An 18286-nucleotide genomic window follows, 5' to 3' on the forward strand; every position below is an offset into this window, starting at 1 on the left:
GCGTAAAGTTGTTACGGTGTCGCCGTTGGGAACGAGTGTCCGTTTGGAGGGACCGTTAATGTCGGAATGCAATGTTCTGCTGGTGTATCCGCGCTTCAATGCCGGGTCATTCTGGAACTATGGTGCGACCTGCGAAATGGTCGGCGCCAAATATCCCGCTCCTCCTCTCGGCCTGATCACAGTTGCGGCAATGCTGCCGGAGAACTGGAATGTCCGCCTGATCGACCGCAACACCGGCGCCCTGACGAACGACGATCTCGCCTGGGCCGACATGGTGATGACCGGCGGCATGCTGCCCCAGCAGGCCGATTGCCTCGCCGTCATCCGCCGTTCGCAGGAAAAGAATGTTCCCGTCGTGGTCGGCGGTCCGGACGCAACCTCTTCTCCGGAAGTTTATGAAGCGGCCGACTTCCTGGTCCTTGGGGAAGCCGAAGGCATTCTCACCACCTTTGTCGACGCCTGGAAGGAAGGGGTCCGCAACGGCCGTTTTTCGGCCGAGAAATTCAAGGCAGACGTTTCCTCCAGTCCCGTACCGCGCTTTGACCTTCTGAGATTCGACGATTATGTCCAGATCGGCGTGCAATATTCGCGCGGCTGCCCGTTTACTTGCGAATTCTGCGACATCATCGAGCTGTATGGCCGCGTGCCGCGCACCAAGACCAACGACCAGATGCTGGCCGAACTCGACCGGCTGTACGAACTTGGCTACCGGGGTCACGTCGACTTCGTCGATGACAACCTCATCGGCAACAAGAAGGCCGTGAAGGGCTTCCTTCCCGAACTGGCGAAATGGCAGAAGGAACGCAGCTACCCGTTCGAAATGTCGACCGAGGCTTCCCTCAACCTGGCGGACGACGAAGCCTTGTTGAAGATGATGCAGCAGGCCGGATATTTCTCGGTCTTCATCGGCATCGAAAGCCCGGACCCGGACGTTCTGGTCGCGACACGCAAGAAACAGAACACACGCCGCGACATCGCCAAGAGCGTGCACAAGATCTACGATGCCGGCATCTTCGTGCTGGCCGGCTTCATTGTCGGCTTCGACGAGGAAAGCGACAAGGTGGCGGACGAGATCTCGGCACTGATCGAGGAAGCCGCGATCCCTGTCGCGATGACCGGGCTGCTCTATGCCCTGCCGAACACTCAGCTGACGCGCCGGCTCGCCAAGGAAGGCCGTCTGCATGCGGATTTCGCCACCGATGATCCGGATACGGAACATGGCGATCAGTGCACCGCCGGGCTCAACTTCACCACAGTGCGCCCGCGGGCGCAGATTCTGGAAGACTTCAAGCAGGTCATCGACCGGGTCTATGGTCCGGAAGCCTACTTCGGCCGCGTTCAGAAGGTGGCTTCCATGCTCGACATGAGCGGCGCAAACGGCTCAATCTTCGGCGCCGGGTTCTTCCACGACATCAAGCTGTTCGGCCGTCTTATCCTGGCGATGACCTTCAAGGAAACCACCTATCGCGGGCCCTTCTGGAAAACCCTGATCAAGACCGCCTTCACCAATTTCAGGGCGATCAAGCCGGTCATGATGATGCTTGCGCTCTATGTGCACCTGGGGCCGTTCTCCCGGTTCGTGGTTGCCCAGATCGACAAGCAGATTGCCGATATCGAAAAGGGCAACTGGGAACAGCCGGCGCTGGTGGCCGCCGAGTAATCGGGTAAGGTCTCCTTCCTTCAGCTGACGGGATTGGCGGGAAAAGAGTTGCGGTCCGGTATCTCCAAACGCAGCGCGCTGGGGTTCATCCTGGTCACGCTGGTTCTCAATTCCATGGGCATCGGCCTGATGATGCCGGTCATGCCCTCGCTCCTGACCGAACTCACCTCGCTGCCTGTGAGCGAAGCCGCCCGCTGGGGCGGTGCACTGAGCGTCGTCTACGCCTTGATGCAGTTCGCCTTCGGTCCGACGCTCGGCAATCTGTCCGACCGCTTTGGCCGCCGTCCGGTGCTGCTGGTGTCCATGTTCGCCATGGCCGTCGACTACCTGATCATGGCCTTCTCCTGGCATCTGGCCGTGCTGTTCATCGGCAGAACCCTGTCGGGTGTTGCCGGAGCAACCTTCTCGGCCGCATCAGCCTTCATTGCCGACGTGTCGTCCAAGGAGGAAAGGGCGAAGAACTTCGGCCTTGTCGGGGCCGGATTTGGTGTCGGCTTCGTACTCGGGCCGATGATCGGCGGTTATCTCGGCGAATACGGACCGCGTGCGCCCTTTTATGCCGCCGCAGGCCTTTCCTTCGTCAATTTCCTCTTCGGCTATTTCATGCTGCCGGAAACGCTGAAGGACGAAAACAGAAGAGATTTTGACTGGAAACGGGCCAATCCATTCGGGGCCTTCAAGCAGATCGCCGCCTATCCGGCGGTGCGCACGCTGCTTCTGGCCATCTTCCTGTTCGACATCGCCCATTACGTCTACCCGTCCGTCTGGAGCTACTATGCGGAGGAGGTCTTCGCCTGGAGCCCTGGAGACATCGGTCTGTCACTTGCGGCCGTCGGTGTCGGGTTTGCCTTCGTTCAGGGATACCTGATCCGTGTCCTGGAACCGAAGCTCGGGCCCGGCCGGACCCTCTTCATCGGGCTGGCCGCCAATCTCGTGGCCTTTGCCGGCCTCGCCGTCGCCGATACCGGCTGGATGGCCTATCTGCTGATCTCGTTCGCGGCGCTTGGTGCGATGGCGACGCCTGCCTTCACCGGTCTGATGTCGGTCCGTGTCCCTGACAATGCGCAAGGCGAATTGCAGGGTCTGATTGCCAGTGCCGCCGGCCTTTCCATGGTGGTGAGCCCGCTGGTGATGACCCAGGTCTTTGCCACGTTTTCAGGTCCTGAGGCGGCGATTTCCTTTCCCGGCGCGCCGTTTGCCCTGGCAGGCGTGCTGATCCTCGCCGCCATGCTGATCGCCCTTCCCTTCATGCGTCTTCAGGAAAGACTGCCGTCACCTTCCGATGCGGCAGACCGGAAGACACCAGCCGAATAATCAGGTTCCCCCAAAAGTGACAGGCACCTTTCCTCCCCTTCTCGACGGTCCACGTCTTGCACCGGCCTCCGGCAAACCCGCTCGTCAGCTGGTTGTGATCCTGCATGGCTACGGCGCGGATGGTCTTGACCTGATCGACCTCGGGCGCGCCTGGCAGGGACAGCTTCCCGATGCGGCTTTCGTTGCGCCGAACGCTCCTGAACACCTTCCCATCGAAGCGCTCGGCGGACGGCAATGGTTTGCGCTCGAAGAGCGCGATCCCAATGAATACCGCCTCGGCGCGCAGGCCGCCCAACCGGTGCTCGACCGGTTTCTGGACGACGAACTGGCCCGCCATTCGCTGGACGGCAGCGCGTTGGCATTGGTCGGCTTCAGTCAGGGAGCCATGATGACCTTTCAATGCGGCCTGCGCCGCCCGTCTCCGCCAGCGGCCCTGATCGGTTTTTCCGGACTGTTGCCGGGAGCCGGCCAGCTGGGTCCGGTCAACACGCAAAGCCCGGTGCTGATTGTTCATGGCGAGGAAGACGATGTCGTTGCCAGCTATCATGCCCAGGCAGCACAAAAGGCGCTTGACGATGCCGGGGTTTCCTCAAGCCTGCACCTTTTGGCCGGCCTCGGCCATTCGATTGACGAGCGCGGCATGGTGCTGGGCGGGCGGTTTCTGGAAAAGGCATTTGGCCCGGCAATGCCGGTCTGAAGACGGCCTTGCATTGGTTAATAGCCTGTTAACGGTTTTGCAGGATGCTTTCTGCAACTGTGCCGGACCAGAAAGGGCCGGACAAGCCGGGATCCGAAGCCATGCAGATTTCCATCGAAACCACCACGCAAAGCGCGAGCCTTTTTACGGCTTCCTTTTCGAATGGCGGCGCTGAAGGCCAGAAGAACGATCCCAAGGGCAACGCCTACGGCCACGAGATCGGCCAGCGGAATGGCCACGACAAGTCCCCCGCCGTCAATGCTCTGGAAGCAGCCAGCAAACAGGCCGAGGAAGACGCGGTCGTGATCGCCGCCCTTCAGGATGCGGTCGAAAAAGGCAAAGGCAAGGACGACGACAAGGAAAAGGACGGCGCGCTGGCGACCGTCGAGGACTATCAGAAGACCGCCGGCAAACTGAAGGTGGCTCTTGGTGAAGAGGAAAGCGGCGCTTCGGCGAATGTCGCCTATGAAAGCGCGACGATTTCAACGACCACTATTGAAGCCGAAATCGGTGGTGAAACCGTTTCCGCGCAGTTCGTATCCTTCGAGCGGGTGTCCTACGACAGCGAAACCGGGCTGTCCGTCCGCTCCGCAAACGCCTCTTCCATCGAAGGCAACTTCGACAACGGCTCCTTCAGCTACCAGAGCGCTGCCGTCAGCGAGCTTTATGCAGGCACCGGCGACCAGGTTTCGAACCTCCTCGGCCTGGTAGCCTGAGCAGGAAGCCCTTCCGCGTACGCTCCGGTTGGGACGTGGGCTGGACCGGACTGCCGGATCAAGTCCGGCAATGAAGCAGGTAGAAAAAGCCAGATCTGACACCTGACTTAAAAAAGGGGAGCCGAAGCTCCCCTTTTCCATGCCTTACGCCTTTTTCAGGTAGGCGACGATGATGTCCAGAGCCGCCTGAAGGTCACCCTTGTCGATCATTTCAGTGACCGTGTGGATGTAGCGGGTGCCGACGACGATGCCGATTGCCTTGGCACCGGCAGCCGCCTGCTGGGCAGCCGCGCCGTCCTGGCCACCAGCCGCCAGCATGGTGCGCTGGAACGGGATCTTTTCCTTGACCGCAATGGCTTCGATTTCCTTCACCAGATCGCGGTCCGCGATGAAGCTGGAATCCTTGACGTGCAGACCGAAGCCTTCGCCCTGCACCGTGGTGCGGTCCTGCTCGGGAACGCCCGGCGTGTCGCAGGCAAGCGTGGTATCGATGCCAAGCCCGATGTCCGGCGCAATGGCGAAGGACGCGGTGCGCGCGCCGCGCAGGCCGACTTCTTCCTGGCAGGTGAAGGCGACATGAATTTCGCAATCATGCTTGGCCTTGCCCAGACCTCTGATCGCCTCGATGCCGAGCCAGCAGGCGATGCGGTTGTCGAGCGCCTTGGAGACGACCTTGTCGCCGACCTCGATCAGCGGCTCGTCCATGGTCACCATGTCGCCGACCTTCACGATCTCCTTGGTCTTTTCGCCAAGGCCCATGTCGATGACGAATTCCTTGGGCTCCGGCACCTTCTTGCGCTCTTCCGGAGAAGAGATGTGGATCGGCTTGCCGCCCGGGTTCATCACCCCCTTGAAGTCGCCTTCATCGGTAGACACCAGCACGCGGCGGGAGAACAGGTTGCGGGCATCGAAGCCACCAACGGGCTGCACGTGAACGAAGCCCTTGTCCGTGACATGTGAGACCAGAAAGCCGATCTCATCCATGTGGCACAGAAGCATGACCTTCTTCGGGGTTCCCTTCTTGGAAGCCTTGCGGCTGTCGCGGCGGCAAAGCAGCGAACCCATCGGGTCGACGGTAACCTCGTCGAACAAGCCCTTGATTTCCGCCTGAATCAGGTCGCGGACCCGGTGTTCGTGACCCGGTACACCCGGCGTTTCGCAAAGTCGGCGAAGCAGATCGATATTCATGGAACTTCCTGTGAAGGTTGGAAAATCGGCACGATCCTAGTCCGAAAGACCGCGCGGGATAAAGAGCCAAGACAGATTAGTTCGAAAAGAGAGGCTTGTTGCAGGTGCATGGCCTGCGATAAGCCTCGGCAGGAAACCGCATCCCCCATGCGAATCCTGACAGACCGTTCCGCCGTTTCCCGGCACAGCCCTTCAATGCGAATGGAAAGGTTTTCTTCTTTGACCACTCTTTTGTCCGGCACCGTCCATGTCGAAACGCGCGCCGTCACGGTCGGCAACTCCACCGTTCACGTTCGCTGCTGGACACCTGAAGATCGTTTGCCCGGCAAGGTGCCGGTGCTTCTGTTTCACGATTCTCTTGGCTGTATCGCCCTCTGGCGTGATTTTCCCGAACGCCTTGCCGTGGCCAGCGGACGGGTCGTGATTGCCTATGACAGGCCCGGCTTCGGCCAGTCGTCGGTGCGCGAAGACATCCTGCCCGCAAGCTTCATTGCGGATGAAGGCAGAACGGTTGTGCCCGCGCTGTGCGAGCAGCTGGACCTCACGCGATTTGTTGCCTGTGGGCACAGCGTCGGTGGTGGCATGGCGGTGCATACGGCCGCACAGCATCCCGAGAAGGTCACGGCCCTGGTCACGATTGCCGCTCAGGCGCTTATCGAGGACCGCACCCTGGAAGGTGTGCGCGAAGCACGCACCGCATTTGCCGATCCCGGCGCGTTCGACAGACTTGCGCTCTATCACGGCGACAAGGCGCGCTGGGTGCTGGATGCCTGGACGGAGTCATGGCTTTCGCCCGCCTTCGCCCATTGGTCCCTTGACGATGCGCTTGCCGGTGTCCGCTGCAGCACCCTTGCGATCCACGGCGCACTGGACGAATACGGATCAACCTGCCACCCGGAACACATCGCCAATAGCACCGGCGGACAGAAGGTCATCCTGGAAGGAAGAGGGCACACGCCTCACAGGGAATGCCCGGACCTGCTGGTTGAAACCATTTCCAGTTTCCTGGTGAATATTTCGTGATCCAGCACCCGGGCAGGCAGCTTGCCGTCGCAAGAAAAGGAAAACTGCGGTCGGTCTTCGCAGATTAGCGAAGTCGGTTTAACTTCTTGCTCGCCAATTTCAAAAAATCGTCCGCCTGTTTTTCGCTTTGCCATTGCAGTGTCGCAATTGATGACAACATTCTAAAGGTAAGCAAAAAGCGTCTCCCGTCTTCTCGGAGAGATGTAGCGCCTTCCATTGCGACGATCCCGGGGAATCCCATGACCCAGAAAAAACGTTTTATTCTTTCCATTGACGGCGGCGGCATTCGTGGCCTCATTCCGCTTCGGCTGCTTGAGACACTTGAAAGCCGATTGAGCCAGCGCGGCGTTAGCGAGCCGCTGCACCAGGTTTTCGATCTGATGGCCGGTTCTTCTACCGGCGGCCTGATTGCTGCAGGCCTATCCGCCCCGCGCCCAGGCGGCACCGCTGGCGCACCTGCCGCGACCATTGATGAGCTGCGCAGCTTCTTCGAACGCGACGCGCGGGAAATCTTCAAATCATCAATCTCGGCACGACTGGCCAGAACCGTCACCAGTTCGCTTGGCCTGTTCGACGAGACCTACGATCCGCGGCCGCTGGAAAAGCTGCTGAAGGAACGCTTCGGCTGGACCTCCATGGCCAGTGGCCTGACCCATCTTGTCCTGACCGCCTACGATCTGGAACAGCGCAAACCCGTATTCCTGACAAACGGCCTTGAAGCCAGCAGCGGCCGGCCGGATGACTATTACTTCTGGCAAGCTGTGCGTGCGACCACCGCCACCCCCTCGTATTTCGAACCGGCACGCGTTGAAAATCTCAGCCGCCGGCGCGAGGAAGCCCTGATCGATGGAACGGTCTTCATGAAAGACCCGACAGTGGCAGCGTATCTGGAAGCCCGCAATCTTGGCTGGGGCGACGACGAGATCGTCATCCTGTCGCTTGGCACCGGCCGGGCACCGGCACGGTCGTTCCTTTACAAGGACGCCGTTGGCTGGGGTGCCCTCGGCTGGCTGCAGCCCTCCAAGGGCGCGCCGCTGATGTCGATCCTGGCCGACGCGCAAAGCCAGACGACCTCCGATCAGGCACGGCAGCTCTTTGCAGAACTGCCGAACGTGACCTATCACAGGCTCGACGCCGATCTTCCACCGGAAGCCGAAGACATCGACAATGCCCGTCCCGGCAACATCATCACGCTGAATGGTGCTGCAGACAGGGTGATCCGCGACAACACGGTATTCCTCGACGCGTTCGCCGACATGATCGCGGCGCATGTGGATAATAGCGAATCGGATGCGGAAGCACCCGATTTGGTGCATGCTGCCTGACGAGTGAGGTGATCGTCGCGGCGGGAGCAACGACGGCGGAACACCCAGACTGACGCACGAGGTTTCGACGTGAGAACGGGGAAAACAGGCAAGCGAAATCGCTGGGCACCTTCGGTGTCCGGCTTCATGGCATTTGCAGCCGCGTTCCAGGTATCCTGTCTCGTTGCGTCAGCCGCGCCGGTACCGACAGCCAAACCGGCCGATCCTTTCTCCGAGGACTATTCGCCGACCGTCGAACTGGTGGCCGGTGTGCCTGTCCCGGTAAAGAAACGCGATGTGCCGGAAGGCTATGTCGCGAACAAGCCCAAGCTGGTGCTTTATGGGGACCAGCCAGCACGAGACTATTTCGGCGCCGCCACCGGACCAGCTCAACTGAAGGCCCGCTCGATCGGATCCTATGCCAAGGGTTGCCTTGCAGGCGGAGCGGAACTGCCGACGGATGGCCCGACCTGGCAGGCAATGCGCCTGTCGCGCAATCGCAATTGGGGCCACCCTGTCCTGATCGATTATCTCAAGGATCTGGCGAGCGATGCCCCCAAGGTCGGCTGGAACGGTTTGCTTGTCGGCGATATCGCGCAGCCGCGCGGCGGGCCGATGACATCCGGCCATGCCAGCCACCAGATTGGCCTCGACGCCGATATCTGGCTGACGGAAATGCCGAACCGGCGCCTGACCGCTCAGGAACGCGAAGACATCTCCGCTATTTCGATGCTGATCGGTCCGATGGACGTCAAGGGTGCAGACCGGCGTGTCGACCCCAGGAAATGGTCAGATGACCATGCTCGGCTGATCCGGCGCGCCGCATCCGACCAGCGTGTTGCACGCATCTTCGTCAGCCCGACGATCAAGAAGGCTCTGTGCGATTTCGAGAAGGGCGGCAACCGCGCCTGGTTGCGCAAGGTACGACCGTGGTGGGGACATCACTATCACTTCCACGTACGCCTTTCCTGCCCTGCAGGCAGTGCCGGCTGCAAGAACCAGAACCCGCCGCCCCCGGGCGATGGCTGTGGCGCGGACCTTGCCTATTGGCTGTCCGACGAACCCTGGGTTCCCAAAAATCCCCCCAAGCCTGGAGAACCTCCGAAGGTGGTCAAGAAACGGCCCATGGCCCTGGCAGCCCTGCCGAATGACTGCCGGTCGGTGCTGACGGCCAATTGAGACCGGCTGGGTGACGCCTAGGCGTTCGGCGATTGCATCGGCCCCAGAACCCTGGCAACGAAGACCAGATCCAGCCAGCGGCCGAACTTGGTGCCGGCTTCCGGCAGACGGCCGGCAACATGAAAACCAAGTTTCTCGTGAAGGGCGATGGAGGCAGAATTGTCCCCGTCGATGACGCCGACCAGCACATGTAATTTCATGTCGGCGGCAATGTCGACCAACCGCTCCAGAAGCGCCTTCCCAATGCCGCGCCGCTGTGCCGCCGGGTCGACATAGACGGAATGTTCCGCCGTCAGACGGTACCCTTCGCGAGGCCGGAACGGCCCGAAGCTGGCGAACCCGAGAACGGTATCTGCATCGTCCACGGCCACCAGAACCGGCAGGCCCTGCTTCACCCTTCCTTCGTACCAGGTCAGCCTGTCGTCCAGCGTTTCCTCACGATTTGTCCAGGCAGCCGTCGTCTCGCGCACAGCCTGGTTATAAAGCGCCAGGATCGACGGGACATCCTTCGGTTCTGCATTGCGGATCAACATCATGCTCTCTTGTCAGGCTGCTCGACACATCAGTGCCGATGCAATCTAGATCACACTTTGAGGTTGATTTGCCACGACAAATGTCACCTGCGGGCTACGTCATTTGCCGGAGGCGCCATATCCCTGCCGGAGCGGCGAAACCCGGCATTCGCCCGAGGGTGCAAAAAAGCACCGGAATTCAACGCCCGAAGGCTTCAATCTACTAGGCGAAATCGAATTGCAATGGTAAAGGGGCGGCCATGACGACGAAGAAGCTTTCCAACATCCGCAACTTTTCCATCGTGGCTCATATCGATCACGGCAAGTCGACGCTGGCCGACCGCCTGATCCAGATGACCGGCACGCTGACCGACCGCGAAATGACCGAGCAGGTGCTCGATTCGATGGACATCGAACGCGAGCGCGGCATCACGATCAAGGCGCAAACAGTGCGACTGATCTACAATGCCAAGGACGGCGAACAATATACGCTGAACCTGATCGACACGCCGGGCCACGTGGACTTTGCCTATGAAGTGTCCCGCTCGCTGGCAGCCTGTGAAGGCTCACTGCTGGTGGTCGACGCCTCTCAGGGTGTGGAAGCCCAGACGCTCGCCAACGTCTATCAGGCCATCGACAACGATCATGAGATCGTCACCGTTCTCAACAAGATCGACCTGCCTGCGGCCGAACCGGACCGCATCAAGGAACAGATCGAGGACGTGATCGGCATCGATGCATCCGAAGCCTGCATGATCTCCGCCAAGACCGGTCTTGGTGTCGACGACGTGCTGGAAGCGATCGTTTCCAAGCTGCCGCCTCCGGAAGGTGACCCGGAAGCGACACTGAAGGCGATGCTGGTCGACAGCTGGTACGACACCTATCTCGGCGTGATGGTGCTCGTCCGTGTCATCGACGGCTCCCTGAAGCGGGGCCAGAAGATCAAGATGATGGGTACGGGCGCTGCCTATGATGTCGACCGCGTCGGCGTCATGACCCCGAAATTTCTGCAAGTGGACGAGCTGAAGGCCGGCGAGATCGGCGTCATCACCGGGTCCATCAAGGAAGTGGCCGACACCCGTGTCGGTGATACCATCACCCTGGAAAAGAAACCCTGCACGGAAGCCCTTCCGGGCTTCAAGCCGGCTCAGCCGGTCGTGTTCTGCGGTCTCTTCCCGGTCGACGCGAACGACTTCGAGGATCTGCGCGCTGCCATGGGCAAGCTGCGCCTCAACGATGCCTCGTTCTCGTTTGAAATGGAAACATCCGCAGCTCTCGGCTTCGGCTTCCGCTGCGGCTTCCTCGGCCTGCTGCACCTGGAAATCATCCAGGAACGTCTCTACCGCGAATTCGACCTCGACCTGATCGCGACCGCGCCGTCGGTGGTCTACCAGATGTCCCTGACGGACGGTGCGGAAGTCGAACTTCACAACCCGGCCGACATGCCGGATGTGGTGAAGATTTCCGAAATCCGCGAGCCCTGGATCCGCGCAACCATCATGACGCCGGACGAATATCTGGGCGGTATCCTGAAACTGTGCCAGGAACGGCGCGGTCTTCAGATCGACCTGTCCTATGTCGGCTCCCGCGCGATGGTAACCTACGACCTGCCGCTCAACGAAGTCGTGTTCGACTTCTACGATCGCCTGAAGTCGATCTCCAAGGGCTACGCGTCGTTCGACTATCAGATTTCGGACTACCGGGCCGGCGATCTGGTCAGGATGTCGATCCTGGTCAACGAAGAGCCGGTGGATGCGCTTTCCGTGCTCGTGCACCGCAGCCAGGCGGAACGCCGTGGCCGTGCCATGTGCGAAAAGCTGAAAGAGCTAATCCCGCGGCACATGTTCAAGATTCCGATCCAGGCAGCCATCGGCGGCCGCGTGATCGCCCGCGAGACCATCTCCGCCCTGCGCAAGGACGTGACCGCCAAGTGTTATGGCGGCGACGCCACCCGTAAGCGCAAGCTGCTTGAGAAGCAGAAGGCCGGCAAGAAGAAGATGCGTCAGTTCGGCAAGGTCGAGATCCCGCAGGAAGCCTTTATCCAGGCTCTGAAGATGGACGAGTGAGAAACCGATTGGCGCGCCGCGCCAATCCCAGCAAGGCCTTGCCATGAGTATTGAACAGACCCTTTCCGACCGCGCCGGCAACGTTTGCGAGTTCTGCGGCGCTACCGAGGCGCTGCGGCCGCTGGATGTCGGCCCCGATACGGATGGCACGGCCGAAATGGCGGTTCTGGCTTGCAACACATGTGCCGACCAGATTTCAGGTGCCGCCGATATCGACCCGAAGCATTGGCTCTGTCTCAACGAAGCCGCCTGGAGCCAGGTTCCCCCGGTTCAGGTTGTCGCCTACCGCATGCTTTCCAGAATGCGGGACGAGAGCTGGGCGCGTGATCTTCTGGACATGCTGTATCTGGACGACGAAACGCTTGCCTGGGCCAAGGCCGGCCTTGGCGGCAGCGCGGGCGAAGGTGACGACGGCGTGGTCCACAAGGATACGCACGGCGCTGTTCTTGCCGCGGGCGACACGGTGACATTGATCAAGGATCTCAAGGTCAAGGGCGCCAACTTCACCGCCAAGCGCGGCACTGCAGTGCGCAACATCTCCCTTGTTGCGGACAATGCCTCCCAGATCGAAGGCCGCGTAAACGACCAGCGGATCGTCATCCTGACAGAGTTCGTGAAGAAGGCCTGATCAGCTCGTTTCTGAGCTGATCAACGCGCCCGGAAGAGCGCTTACGCCGCATCCCGGAAGACCTGAAGGATAGCCGAAACAATTGTCGGGTCTTCCCGGCAGAAGAGCGTCATCCTTGTTTTCGGCAATTCTGGCAGCCGATAGAGTTCCCCGACTTCGCGGCATCCCTCCGGAATATTTCGCCGGTCGAGACAGGCAATGCCGAGCCCTGCGCTGACCGCCCCCTGTATGGCGCCGACACCGGTGCCGGTGAAGGCGTCTTCAAATGCGATCCCCGCATCCTTGAGCGTGCCAGTTGCCAGGCGACGGAGGGCGCAGGTTTCCGAAAGCGCCACCAAGGGGAACGGGGTACCGGTTTCCCAGGTGAAATCCCTGGCGGCTGTCCAGACGAGATTTTCCTCGAAAGCCACGTGACCCGTGCCCTCGACGTCCTCGGAGCGCACCATGATCGCGCTGAACAGACCTGCCTTGAAGTCGTTGTACAGCGTATCGGAATAACCGACCGCAACATGGAGACGATGTTCCGGCAAGGCCTTGCTGAGGGAGGCGATAATCTCCGGGAGGCGGCCACCCGCTGCGTGATCGCTGATACCGCACCGCAGCCGCTTTTGAACGGAAGGACCTGAAACGCGGGCAGTTACCCTGTCATGCAGGTCGATCAGACTGCGGGCGTCACTTAAAAAACGAGCACCGAAGCTCGTCAACCGGACGGACCGGGGCGATCGGCTGAGCAAGGTGCTGCCGAGACGGTCTTCCAGTTTCTTGATCTTGACGCTGACAGCAGACTGGCTTGCCCCCGTCATCTGCCCTGCCCGGGTAAAGCTGCCTGTTTCGGCAACTCGAACAAAAGCGCGCAAGAGATCCATGTCGAGATCGGTCATGCAATCATTCTAATTTATCATTTTTGAAATATCAAAGATTTGTTTCTGTTATCTTTGATGCGGCAATAAGGTTGGCAGCATCATCGAATGACGGAGGAAAAGATGCCGCTTACCAATGTTTCCCTGCTGAAAGGCTCCAGGACCGCTGCGCAGAAATCAGCAATCCTGGACGAGATCTATCAGGCAATGCGCGAGACCTTCGGCGTGCCGCAGGACGACAAGTTCATGATGATCACCGAACATCCACGCGAAGATTTCCTGTTCGGCCGCCACTTCATGAATATCGACCGGTCGGATGATCTGATCATCATCCAGCTGACCGTCAGCGATACGCGCAGCGTCGACCAGAAGAAAGCGCTGTTTGCCCGGATCGCAAAGGGCCTGGCCCGCGAAGTCGGCATCCGTTCCGAAGACATCTTCATCAACCTGGTCGAGACAAGGCTTGAGAACTGGTCGTTCGGCCATGGTGTCGCGCAATATGCCGACAGGCAACCGGTCGCCGTTTGATCCGAACCGGACAGGAAGCCAGTCGACCTGATCACCAGGCAAGATAGCGAACGCACTAAAATGCGGGATTGCCTCCCAAAGACAGAAACGGCGCCGGGCTTGCCGCCCAGGCGCCGTTTTCTGGTTTGGAAGTCTTGTCCAACCGGCCTGTCCTTGCGGAGGGTCGATCGGAAGGTTTGGGGACCGGCCTTTCAGCCGGTCTTCAGCCTTAGCGCCGGTTGAGCGGAAGGTCGGCCAGTTCACGCTGGGACATGCGCACGATTGCCGGATGGGACATCGGGTCGGTGCGGTCATATGCGGAAGCCGGACGAGCCGTCAGGTGTCGGCGCATAAACAGTTTCATCATGAGTTTCATTCTCCTTATTATTGTTTTTTGCATGGCCAAATTCCTTCTTTGAATTTAGCTATGCTCCTTATATAGACGCCACTACTCGCTAAAAAAATCGACTTATTCTGATTTTCAGTTTAGCTTTTCTAAAATGAAAAACCTCAATCGCATTCACCTCTCCGGTCTTCGCGCCGTGGAAGCCGTCGCCCGGTTGGGCTCTGTCAAGGCGGCCGCGGACGAACTTGGCGTTACCGTGGGCGCCGTCAGCCAGCAGGTTCACAAGACCGAGGCCCAGCTTGGCGTGCAGCTGTTCGAGCGGCAGAACCGTATGCTGTTGCCAACCGCTCATGTGCTTGCAATGCAGCCACATCTGACCAGCGCCATGTCCTCGCTCTCGACCGCGATCGCCACCACCCAGCGCGGGCGGGAAGATGCGCTGACGATTTCGGTTGCCCCGGTCTTCGCCGGAAAATGGCTGGTTTGGCATCTCAAGAACTTCAACAAGATGCATCCGGGGATCCGGGTTCGGGTGGAAGCGACGGTGGACCTGGTCGATCCGGACATGAGCGATGTCGATCTGTGTATCCGTGTCGGCAAGGGACCCTATCCGGGCGTCAAGGCAGAGCAGTTGCTGCACCAGCGGGTGTTTCCCGTCTGCAGCCCGGCGCTAGCCAGACAGATCAAGGAGCCGAAGGACATCGGCAAGCTGCCGATCATCCGTGACCCCGGACAAATGTTTACCTGGAAAACCTGGCTTGATCTCTTCGGCCTCGATGAGAGCATCCTGCAGGACGGACCGACCTTTTCAGACGGTTCACTGTGCCTGGATGCGGCAATCGCCGGCCACGGGGTGTTTCTGGCCTGGGAAACGCTTGCGGTTTATGCAGTGAAGTCCGGCCAGGTGATTGCCCCCTTCCCCGAGCGCCCCGCCACGGGCAGCGCCTACTGGCTGGTCAGCGGTAAAAACGCCCCTCAGACAAAGGCCAAGAAGGCTTTCGGCGACTGGCTGCGGGAAGAGCTGCAAGGCTCCATCGGCAGACCGAAAGGAGCCGATATGGTAGAGGCGTGAGCGTTTTTCGCTCATAGCGCACCTCTACTCGGCACCTGCAATGGATTTGCCCAGTATGTCGGCCTTCACGGCACCACGTGTGCCCATTGGCCGGTCCGGACCAACGGTGCTGTCGCGGCGGGTCTGCGCTTCCATCTCGCCATTCAATTCGGCCCCGAGCAAGATGATATACGCCGAAATCCAGAGCCACATCAGCAGGATGATGACGCCGGCAAGGCTGCCGAACGTTTTGTTGTAGCTGGCAAAGTTCGCCACATAGACCGAGAACCCGTAGGACGCGGCAAGCCACAAGAGGCAGGCGATGACTGCCCCGGGCGTGATCCATTTCCATTTGGCATCGGTTCGAGACGGCCCGAACCTGTAAACGAAGGAAAGACCGGTGACGGTCAGAAATCCCAGAATGATCCAGCGGGCCGATGACAGGACCTTCTCCAACCAGTCCGGCAAGGCGAGATAACTGAAGACAACCGGCAGGAGAAGGGCGGACACCAACCCCAGCACCAGAGCGAAAACAAGCAGGATCGTCATCACGAAGGTTCGGGCTTTCAGCGCAATGAAACCCCGCTTCTCAACCTCGTCATAGGCGATGTTAAGCCCTTCCATGAGGCTGGCCATGCCCTTGGAGGTGGAATAGAGCGCGATGCCCAGACCGATGACGAAGGCGAAGCCGAGCCCCGCATTCTCGCTGCCTGCTACATCTGCGGCCTGCGCCAGAATGATTTGCGACGCCTCCTTCGGCAGAAAGTTCTCGATCATTTCAAGCTGACGGCTGACCTCGACAGGTTCAACCACAAGCCCTGACAGCGCCGTGAACGCAGTTATGGTCGGGAAGATCGCAAGAAGACCGTAGAAGGCAACGCCGGCGGCAATCAGGTCGATGTGGTCGCGCTGGACCGCGTTCCACACCCGGTAGCTGATATCCAGCCAGCCCATTGGCGGGATCTTTTCCGGACTGCCCGCATCTCTTCCACGTGCCATGTTACCCCCTCAGTTGCCTGCCCACGCCCTTCTGTCCACGGACGTTGGCAAACAGCAGGGAGTTCAAAGGTAAACGCCCGGGAGGGGATTGAGTTCCGGTGCCTGGGGCTCGCCGCTACGCATTGGCCAGATTGAGGCGCAAGGCTGCCTCTCCTTTTCCGCTTGCCAACTCCTCGCCTTTCGCTACATTGACGCCCCATGAGCGACCTTACCGCACATATCCGCCGTTCCGGCCTTTGCAGTGGCTCTCAGCCTCTTTCCGGGATCGACGTGCGCCTCATCGAGCTGCAGGGCCCCGCCTGCGGTCGATTTACGCGCTAACGCGCTTTAATTCCGGCGCTTTTCTTCTCTTCGGGAACTCACGCAATAATGCGCATGAGGCCGTGGCAATCACCGCCATTATTCGCTAAAAGACCCCGACTTTCTGTTTCGACACCTCCGCGCGCACCGCGCGAACCGACGACCGAGTACGCATGTCCAACCTCGACACACTTGAATCCGATCTTCTGGCCGCCATCGAAGGCGCCGGGACCGAAGCCGCCCTGGAAGACATCCGCGTTGCCGCCCTTGGCAAGAAGGGCTCAATTTCCGAGCAGATGAAAACGCTCGGCAAGATGACGCCTGAAGAGCGCCAGGTGATGGGCCCTGCCCTCAACGGCCTCAAGGCGAAGGTCACCGACGCCATCGCCGCCCGCAAGGATGTGCTGTCGGAAGCGGCCCTGGAAGCACGGCTGGCCAGCGAGAAGGTCGATATCACCCTGCCGCTGCGCGCAACACCGGCGGAGACCGGCCGTATTCACCCGGTCAGCCAGGTCATCGACGAACTGACGGCGATTTTCGCCGACATGGGCTTTTCCATTGCGGAAGGCCCGGACATCGAGACCGACGAGCTGAACTTCACCGCGCTGAACTTTCCAGAAGGCCACCCGGCGCGCGAGATGCACGACACGTTCTTCTTCAATCCGAAGGAAGACGGCGAACGGCTGCTGCTGCGCACGCACACCTCGCCGGTGCAGATCCGGACCATGCGCAATCAGGAACCACCGATCCGCGTCATCATTCCGGGCCGGACCTATCGCTGCGACAGTGACCAGACCCACACGCCGATGTTCCACCAGGTGGAAGGCCTCGTGATCGACAAGGATAGCCATTTCGGTCATCTGAAATGGGTGCTGCGGGAATTCTGCAAGGCCTTCTTCGAAGTCGACGACATCAAGATGCGCTTCCGTCCGAGCTTCTTCCCGTTCACCGAACCGTCCATGGAAGTCGACATCCAGTGTGACCGGTCCGGCGGCGAAGTGAAGATCGGCCAGGGCGAAGACTGGCTGGAAATTCTCGGCTGCGGCATGGTTCATCCGAACGTCATCCGCAACTGCGGCCTCGACCCGGATGTCTACCAGGGTTTTGCCTGGGGCATGGGGATCGATCGCATCGCGATGCTGAAATACGGCATGCCGGACCTGCGCGCCTTCTTCGACGCCGACGTCCGCTGGATCCAGCATTACGGCTTCCGCCCACTCGACCTGCCGACACTGTTCGGCGGTCTGTCCAGTTAACCGCCTGAATTTGGGGGCGCCATCATGTCATTGCTGATCCGCATCGTTCTTGCCGCCATGCTGACCGTTGCCGCCCTGTTGCCGGCAGCCGCGCAGACCAGCGACCAGGAAACACGCGTCGCGACACCGACCTCGTTCCTCGAGGCCTGCGCGGACAAGATCGAGAACCGGGGCCGGCTGCGGTTCTGCGACACCTACTTCCGGGAGAAGCTGGGCACCGAAGCCGATGCGCTGCTTTATCTCCGTGACCGGATCACGCGTCTACGTGCCGGCCACGAGGCAAGCTCGGCCGAAAAGTACCAGAGCTTCCTGCAGGCAATCTATATCGTGGCGTTCCTGACCATTGCTTCGATCGTTCTGATCGCCAGCGACCGGCGGATCGGCGGTACCGCCAAGTGGGCCGGCCTGACCAGCACCGCGGCCCTCCTGGTGATGGTGTTGATTGTCGCCATGGGCTGGCTCGGCAAGTACCGGGCCGAATATGCGGCCCAGGTCGAACTCGGCATCCTGCGGGACCGGATCGAGACGGAAGCTGCCCAGGCGATTGCCACCAAACAGCAGATCACGCCGGAGATCGTGCGCGGCTGGACCCGCGACTTTTCCGACATCGGCCGCCGCTTTGCCGAAAACTACGGCGCTGCGACCATCATTCCCGAAGTGGACCGGCTCGGCAACTGAGG

General features: G+C 60.3%; 18 protein-coding genes. 13 read left to right on the plus strand and 5 right to left on the minus strand.

What is annotated here, in order from left to right:
• The first annotated feature begins 58 nt into the window (after positions 1 to 58).
• Genes FIU93_RS02440 through FIU93_RS02455 form a run of 4 tightly spaced genes read left to right on the plus strand, consistent with a single transcriptional unit; the run spans position 59 to position 4387 of the window.
• Positions 59 to 1660 carry a B12-binding domain-containing radical SAM protein gene (locus FIU93_RS02440; protein ID WP_055657417.1) on the plus strand — a complete coding sequence of 534 codons (1602 nt, stop codon included), beginning with the start codon at positions 59 to 61 and terminating at the stop codon, positions 1658 to 1660.
• 48 nt (positions 1661 to 1708) lie between these two features.
• Positions 1709 to 2974 carry a TCR/Tet family MFS transporter gene (locus FIU93_RS02445; protein ID WP_152504741.1) on the plus strand — a complete coding sequence of 422 codons (1266 nt, stop codon included), beginning with the start codon at positions 1709 to 1711 and terminating at the stop codon, positions 2972 to 2974.
• Positions 2975 to 2990: 16 nt separating this feature from the next.
• Positions 2991 to 3671 carry a dienelactone hydrolase family protein gene (locus FIU93_RS02450; protein ID WP_152504742.1) on the plus strand — a complete coding sequence of 227 codons (681 nt, stop codon included), beginning with the start codon at positions 2991 to 2993 and terminating at the stop codon, positions 3669 to 3671.
• Between the two features lie 44 nt (positions 3672 to 3715).
• Positions 3716 to 4387: a hypothetical protein gene (locus FIU93_RS02455; protein ID WP_022999696.1), complete on the plus strand. Its 672-nt coding sequence runs from the start codon at positions 3716 to 3718 to the stop codon at positions 4385 to 4387.
• Positions 4388 to 4531: 144 nt separating this feature from the next.
• Here FIU93_RS02455 and FIU93_RS02460 read toward each other — a convergent pair whose 3' ends face one another.
• Positions 4532 to 5575 (minus strand): M20/M25/M40 family metallo-hydrolase, encoded by a 1044-nt coding sequence (locus tag FIU93_RS02460; protein WP_062490583.1) that lies wholly within the window; start codon positions 5573 to 5575, stop codon positions 4532 to 4534.
• A gap of 219 nt (positions 5576 to 5794) precedes the next feature.
• Here FIU93_RS02460 and FIU93_RS02465 point away from each other — a divergent pair, with 219 nt between their 5' ends.
• From FIU93_RS02465 to mepA, 3 genes are all read left to right on the plus strand, one after another.
• A complete protein-coding gene (locus FIU93_RS02465; RefSeq protein WP_152504743.1) occupies positions 5795 to 6598 on the plus strand; it encodes an alpha/beta hydrolase in 804 nt (267 codons plus the stop codon).
• 239 nt (positions 6599 to 6837) lie between these two features.
• Entirely contained in the window at positions 6838 to 7923 is a 1086-nt protein-coding gene (locus tag FIU93_RS02470) for a patatin-like phospholipase family protein (protein ID WP_022999692.1), read from the plus strand.
• A gap of 126 nt (positions 7924 to 8049) precedes the next feature.
• Positions 8050 to 9081 carry a penicillin-insensitive murein endopeptidase gene (gene mepA / locus FIU93_RS02475; RefSeq protein WP_209010267.1) on the plus strand — a complete coding sequence of 344 codons (1032 nt, stop codon included), beginning with the start codon at positions 8050 to 8052 and terminating at the stop codon, positions 9079 to 9081.
• Between the two features lie 17 nt (positions 9082 to 9098).
• On the opposite strand, the gene FIU93_RS02480 is transcribed toward mepA, so the two are convergent.
• The gene (locus FIU93_RS02480; RefSeq protein WP_286202397.1) at positions 9099 to 9617 is read right to left on the minus strand and encodes a GNAT family N-acetyltransferase; all 519 of its coding nucleotides are present in this window, start codon (positions 9615 to 9617) and stop codon (positions 9099 to 9101) included.
• A 236-nt stretch (positions 9618 to 9853) separates the two neighbouring features.
• Between FIU93_RS02480 and lepA the strand changes: the two genes are divergently transcribed.
• Both lepA and FIU93_RS31655 read left to right on the plus strand, forming a co-directional pair.
• The gene (gene lepA / locus FIU93_RS02485) at positions 9854 to 11659 is read left to right on the plus strand and encodes a translation elongation factor 4 (RefSeq protein ID WP_022999689.1); all 1806 of its coding nucleotides are present in this window, start codon (positions 9854 to 9856) and stop codon (positions 11657 to 11659) included.
• A gap of 43 nt (positions 11660 to 11702) precedes the next feature.
• The gene (locus FIU93_RS31655) at positions 11703 to 12287 is read left to right on the plus strand and encodes an alkylphosphonate utilization protein (protein ID WP_152504745.1); all 585 of its coding nucleotides are present in this window, start codon (positions 11703 to 11705) and stop codon (positions 12285 to 12287) included.
• 41 nt (positions 12288 to 12328) lie between these two features.
• Here FIU93_RS31655 and FIU93_RS02495 read toward each other — a convergent pair whose 3' ends face one another.
• Positions 12329 to 13168: a LysR family transcriptional regulator gene (locus FIU93_RS02495; RefSeq protein WP_152504746.1), complete on the minus strand. Its 840-nt coding sequence runs from the start codon at positions 13166 to 13168 to the stop codon at positions 12329 to 12331.
• Between the two features lie 102 nt (positions 13169 to 13270).
• Here FIU93_RS02495 and FIU93_RS02500 point away from each other — a divergent pair, with 102 nt between their 5' ends.
• The gene (locus FIU93_RS02500; RefSeq protein WP_031268883.1) at positions 13271 to 13675 is read left to right on the plus strand and encodes a tautomerase family protein; all 405 of its coding nucleotides are present in this window, start codon (positions 13271 to 13273) and stop codon (positions 13673 to 13675) included.
• A gap of 208 nt (positions 13676 to 13883) precedes the next feature.
• Here the strand turns inward: FIU93_RS02500 and FIU93_RS31300 are convergent, their stop codons facing one another.
• On the minus strand, positions 13884 to 14021 hold the full coding sequence (locus tag FIU93_RS31300) for a hypothetical protein (protein ID WP_167579506.1): 138 nt from the start codon (positions 14019 to 14021) through the stop codon (positions 13884 to 13886).
• 133 nt (positions 14022 to 14154) lie between these two features.
• On the opposite strand from FIU93_RS31300, the gene FIU93_RS02505 reads away from it, so the two are divergent.
• On the plus strand, positions 14155 to 15072 hold the full coding sequence (locus tag FIU93_RS02505) for a LysR substrate-binding domain-containing protein (RefSeq protein WP_152504747.1): 918 nt from the start codon (positions 14155 to 14157) through the stop codon (positions 15070 to 15072).
• Positions 15073 to 15096: 24 nt separating this feature from the next.
• Here FIU93_RS02505 and FIU93_RS02510 read toward each other — a convergent pair whose 3' ends face one another.
• Positions 15097 to 16050 (minus strand): YihY/virulence factor BrkB family protein, encoded by a 954-nt coding sequence (locus FIU93_RS02510; protein ID WP_031268882.1) that lies wholly within the window; start codon positions 16048 to 16050, stop codon positions 15097 to 15099.
• 473 nt (positions 16051 to 16523) lie between these two features.
• Here FIU93_RS02510 and pheS point away from each other — a divergent pair, with 473 nt between their 5' ends.
• Positions 16524 to 17606, plus strand: a complete 1083-nt coding sequence (gene pheS / locus FIU93_RS02515) for a phenylalanine--tRNA ligase subunit alpha (protein WP_152504748.1) — start codon at positions 16524 to 16526, stop codon at positions 17604 to 17606.
• 24 nt (positions 17607 to 17630) lie between these two features.
• Complete coding sequence (locus FIU93_RS02520) at positions 17631 to 18284, plus strand: hypothetical protein (RefSeq protein WP_022999681.1); 654 nt, start codon at positions 17631 to 17633, stop codon at positions 18282 to 18284.
• The last annotated feature ends 2 nt before the right edge of the window (positions 18285 to 18286 follow it).

The sequence above is a fragment of the Labrenzia sp. THAF35 genome, assembly GCF_009363595.1.
Classification (GTDB): domain Bacteria; phylum Pseudomonadota; class Alphaproteobacteria; order Rhizobiales; family Stappiaceae; genus Roseibium; species Roseibium algicola.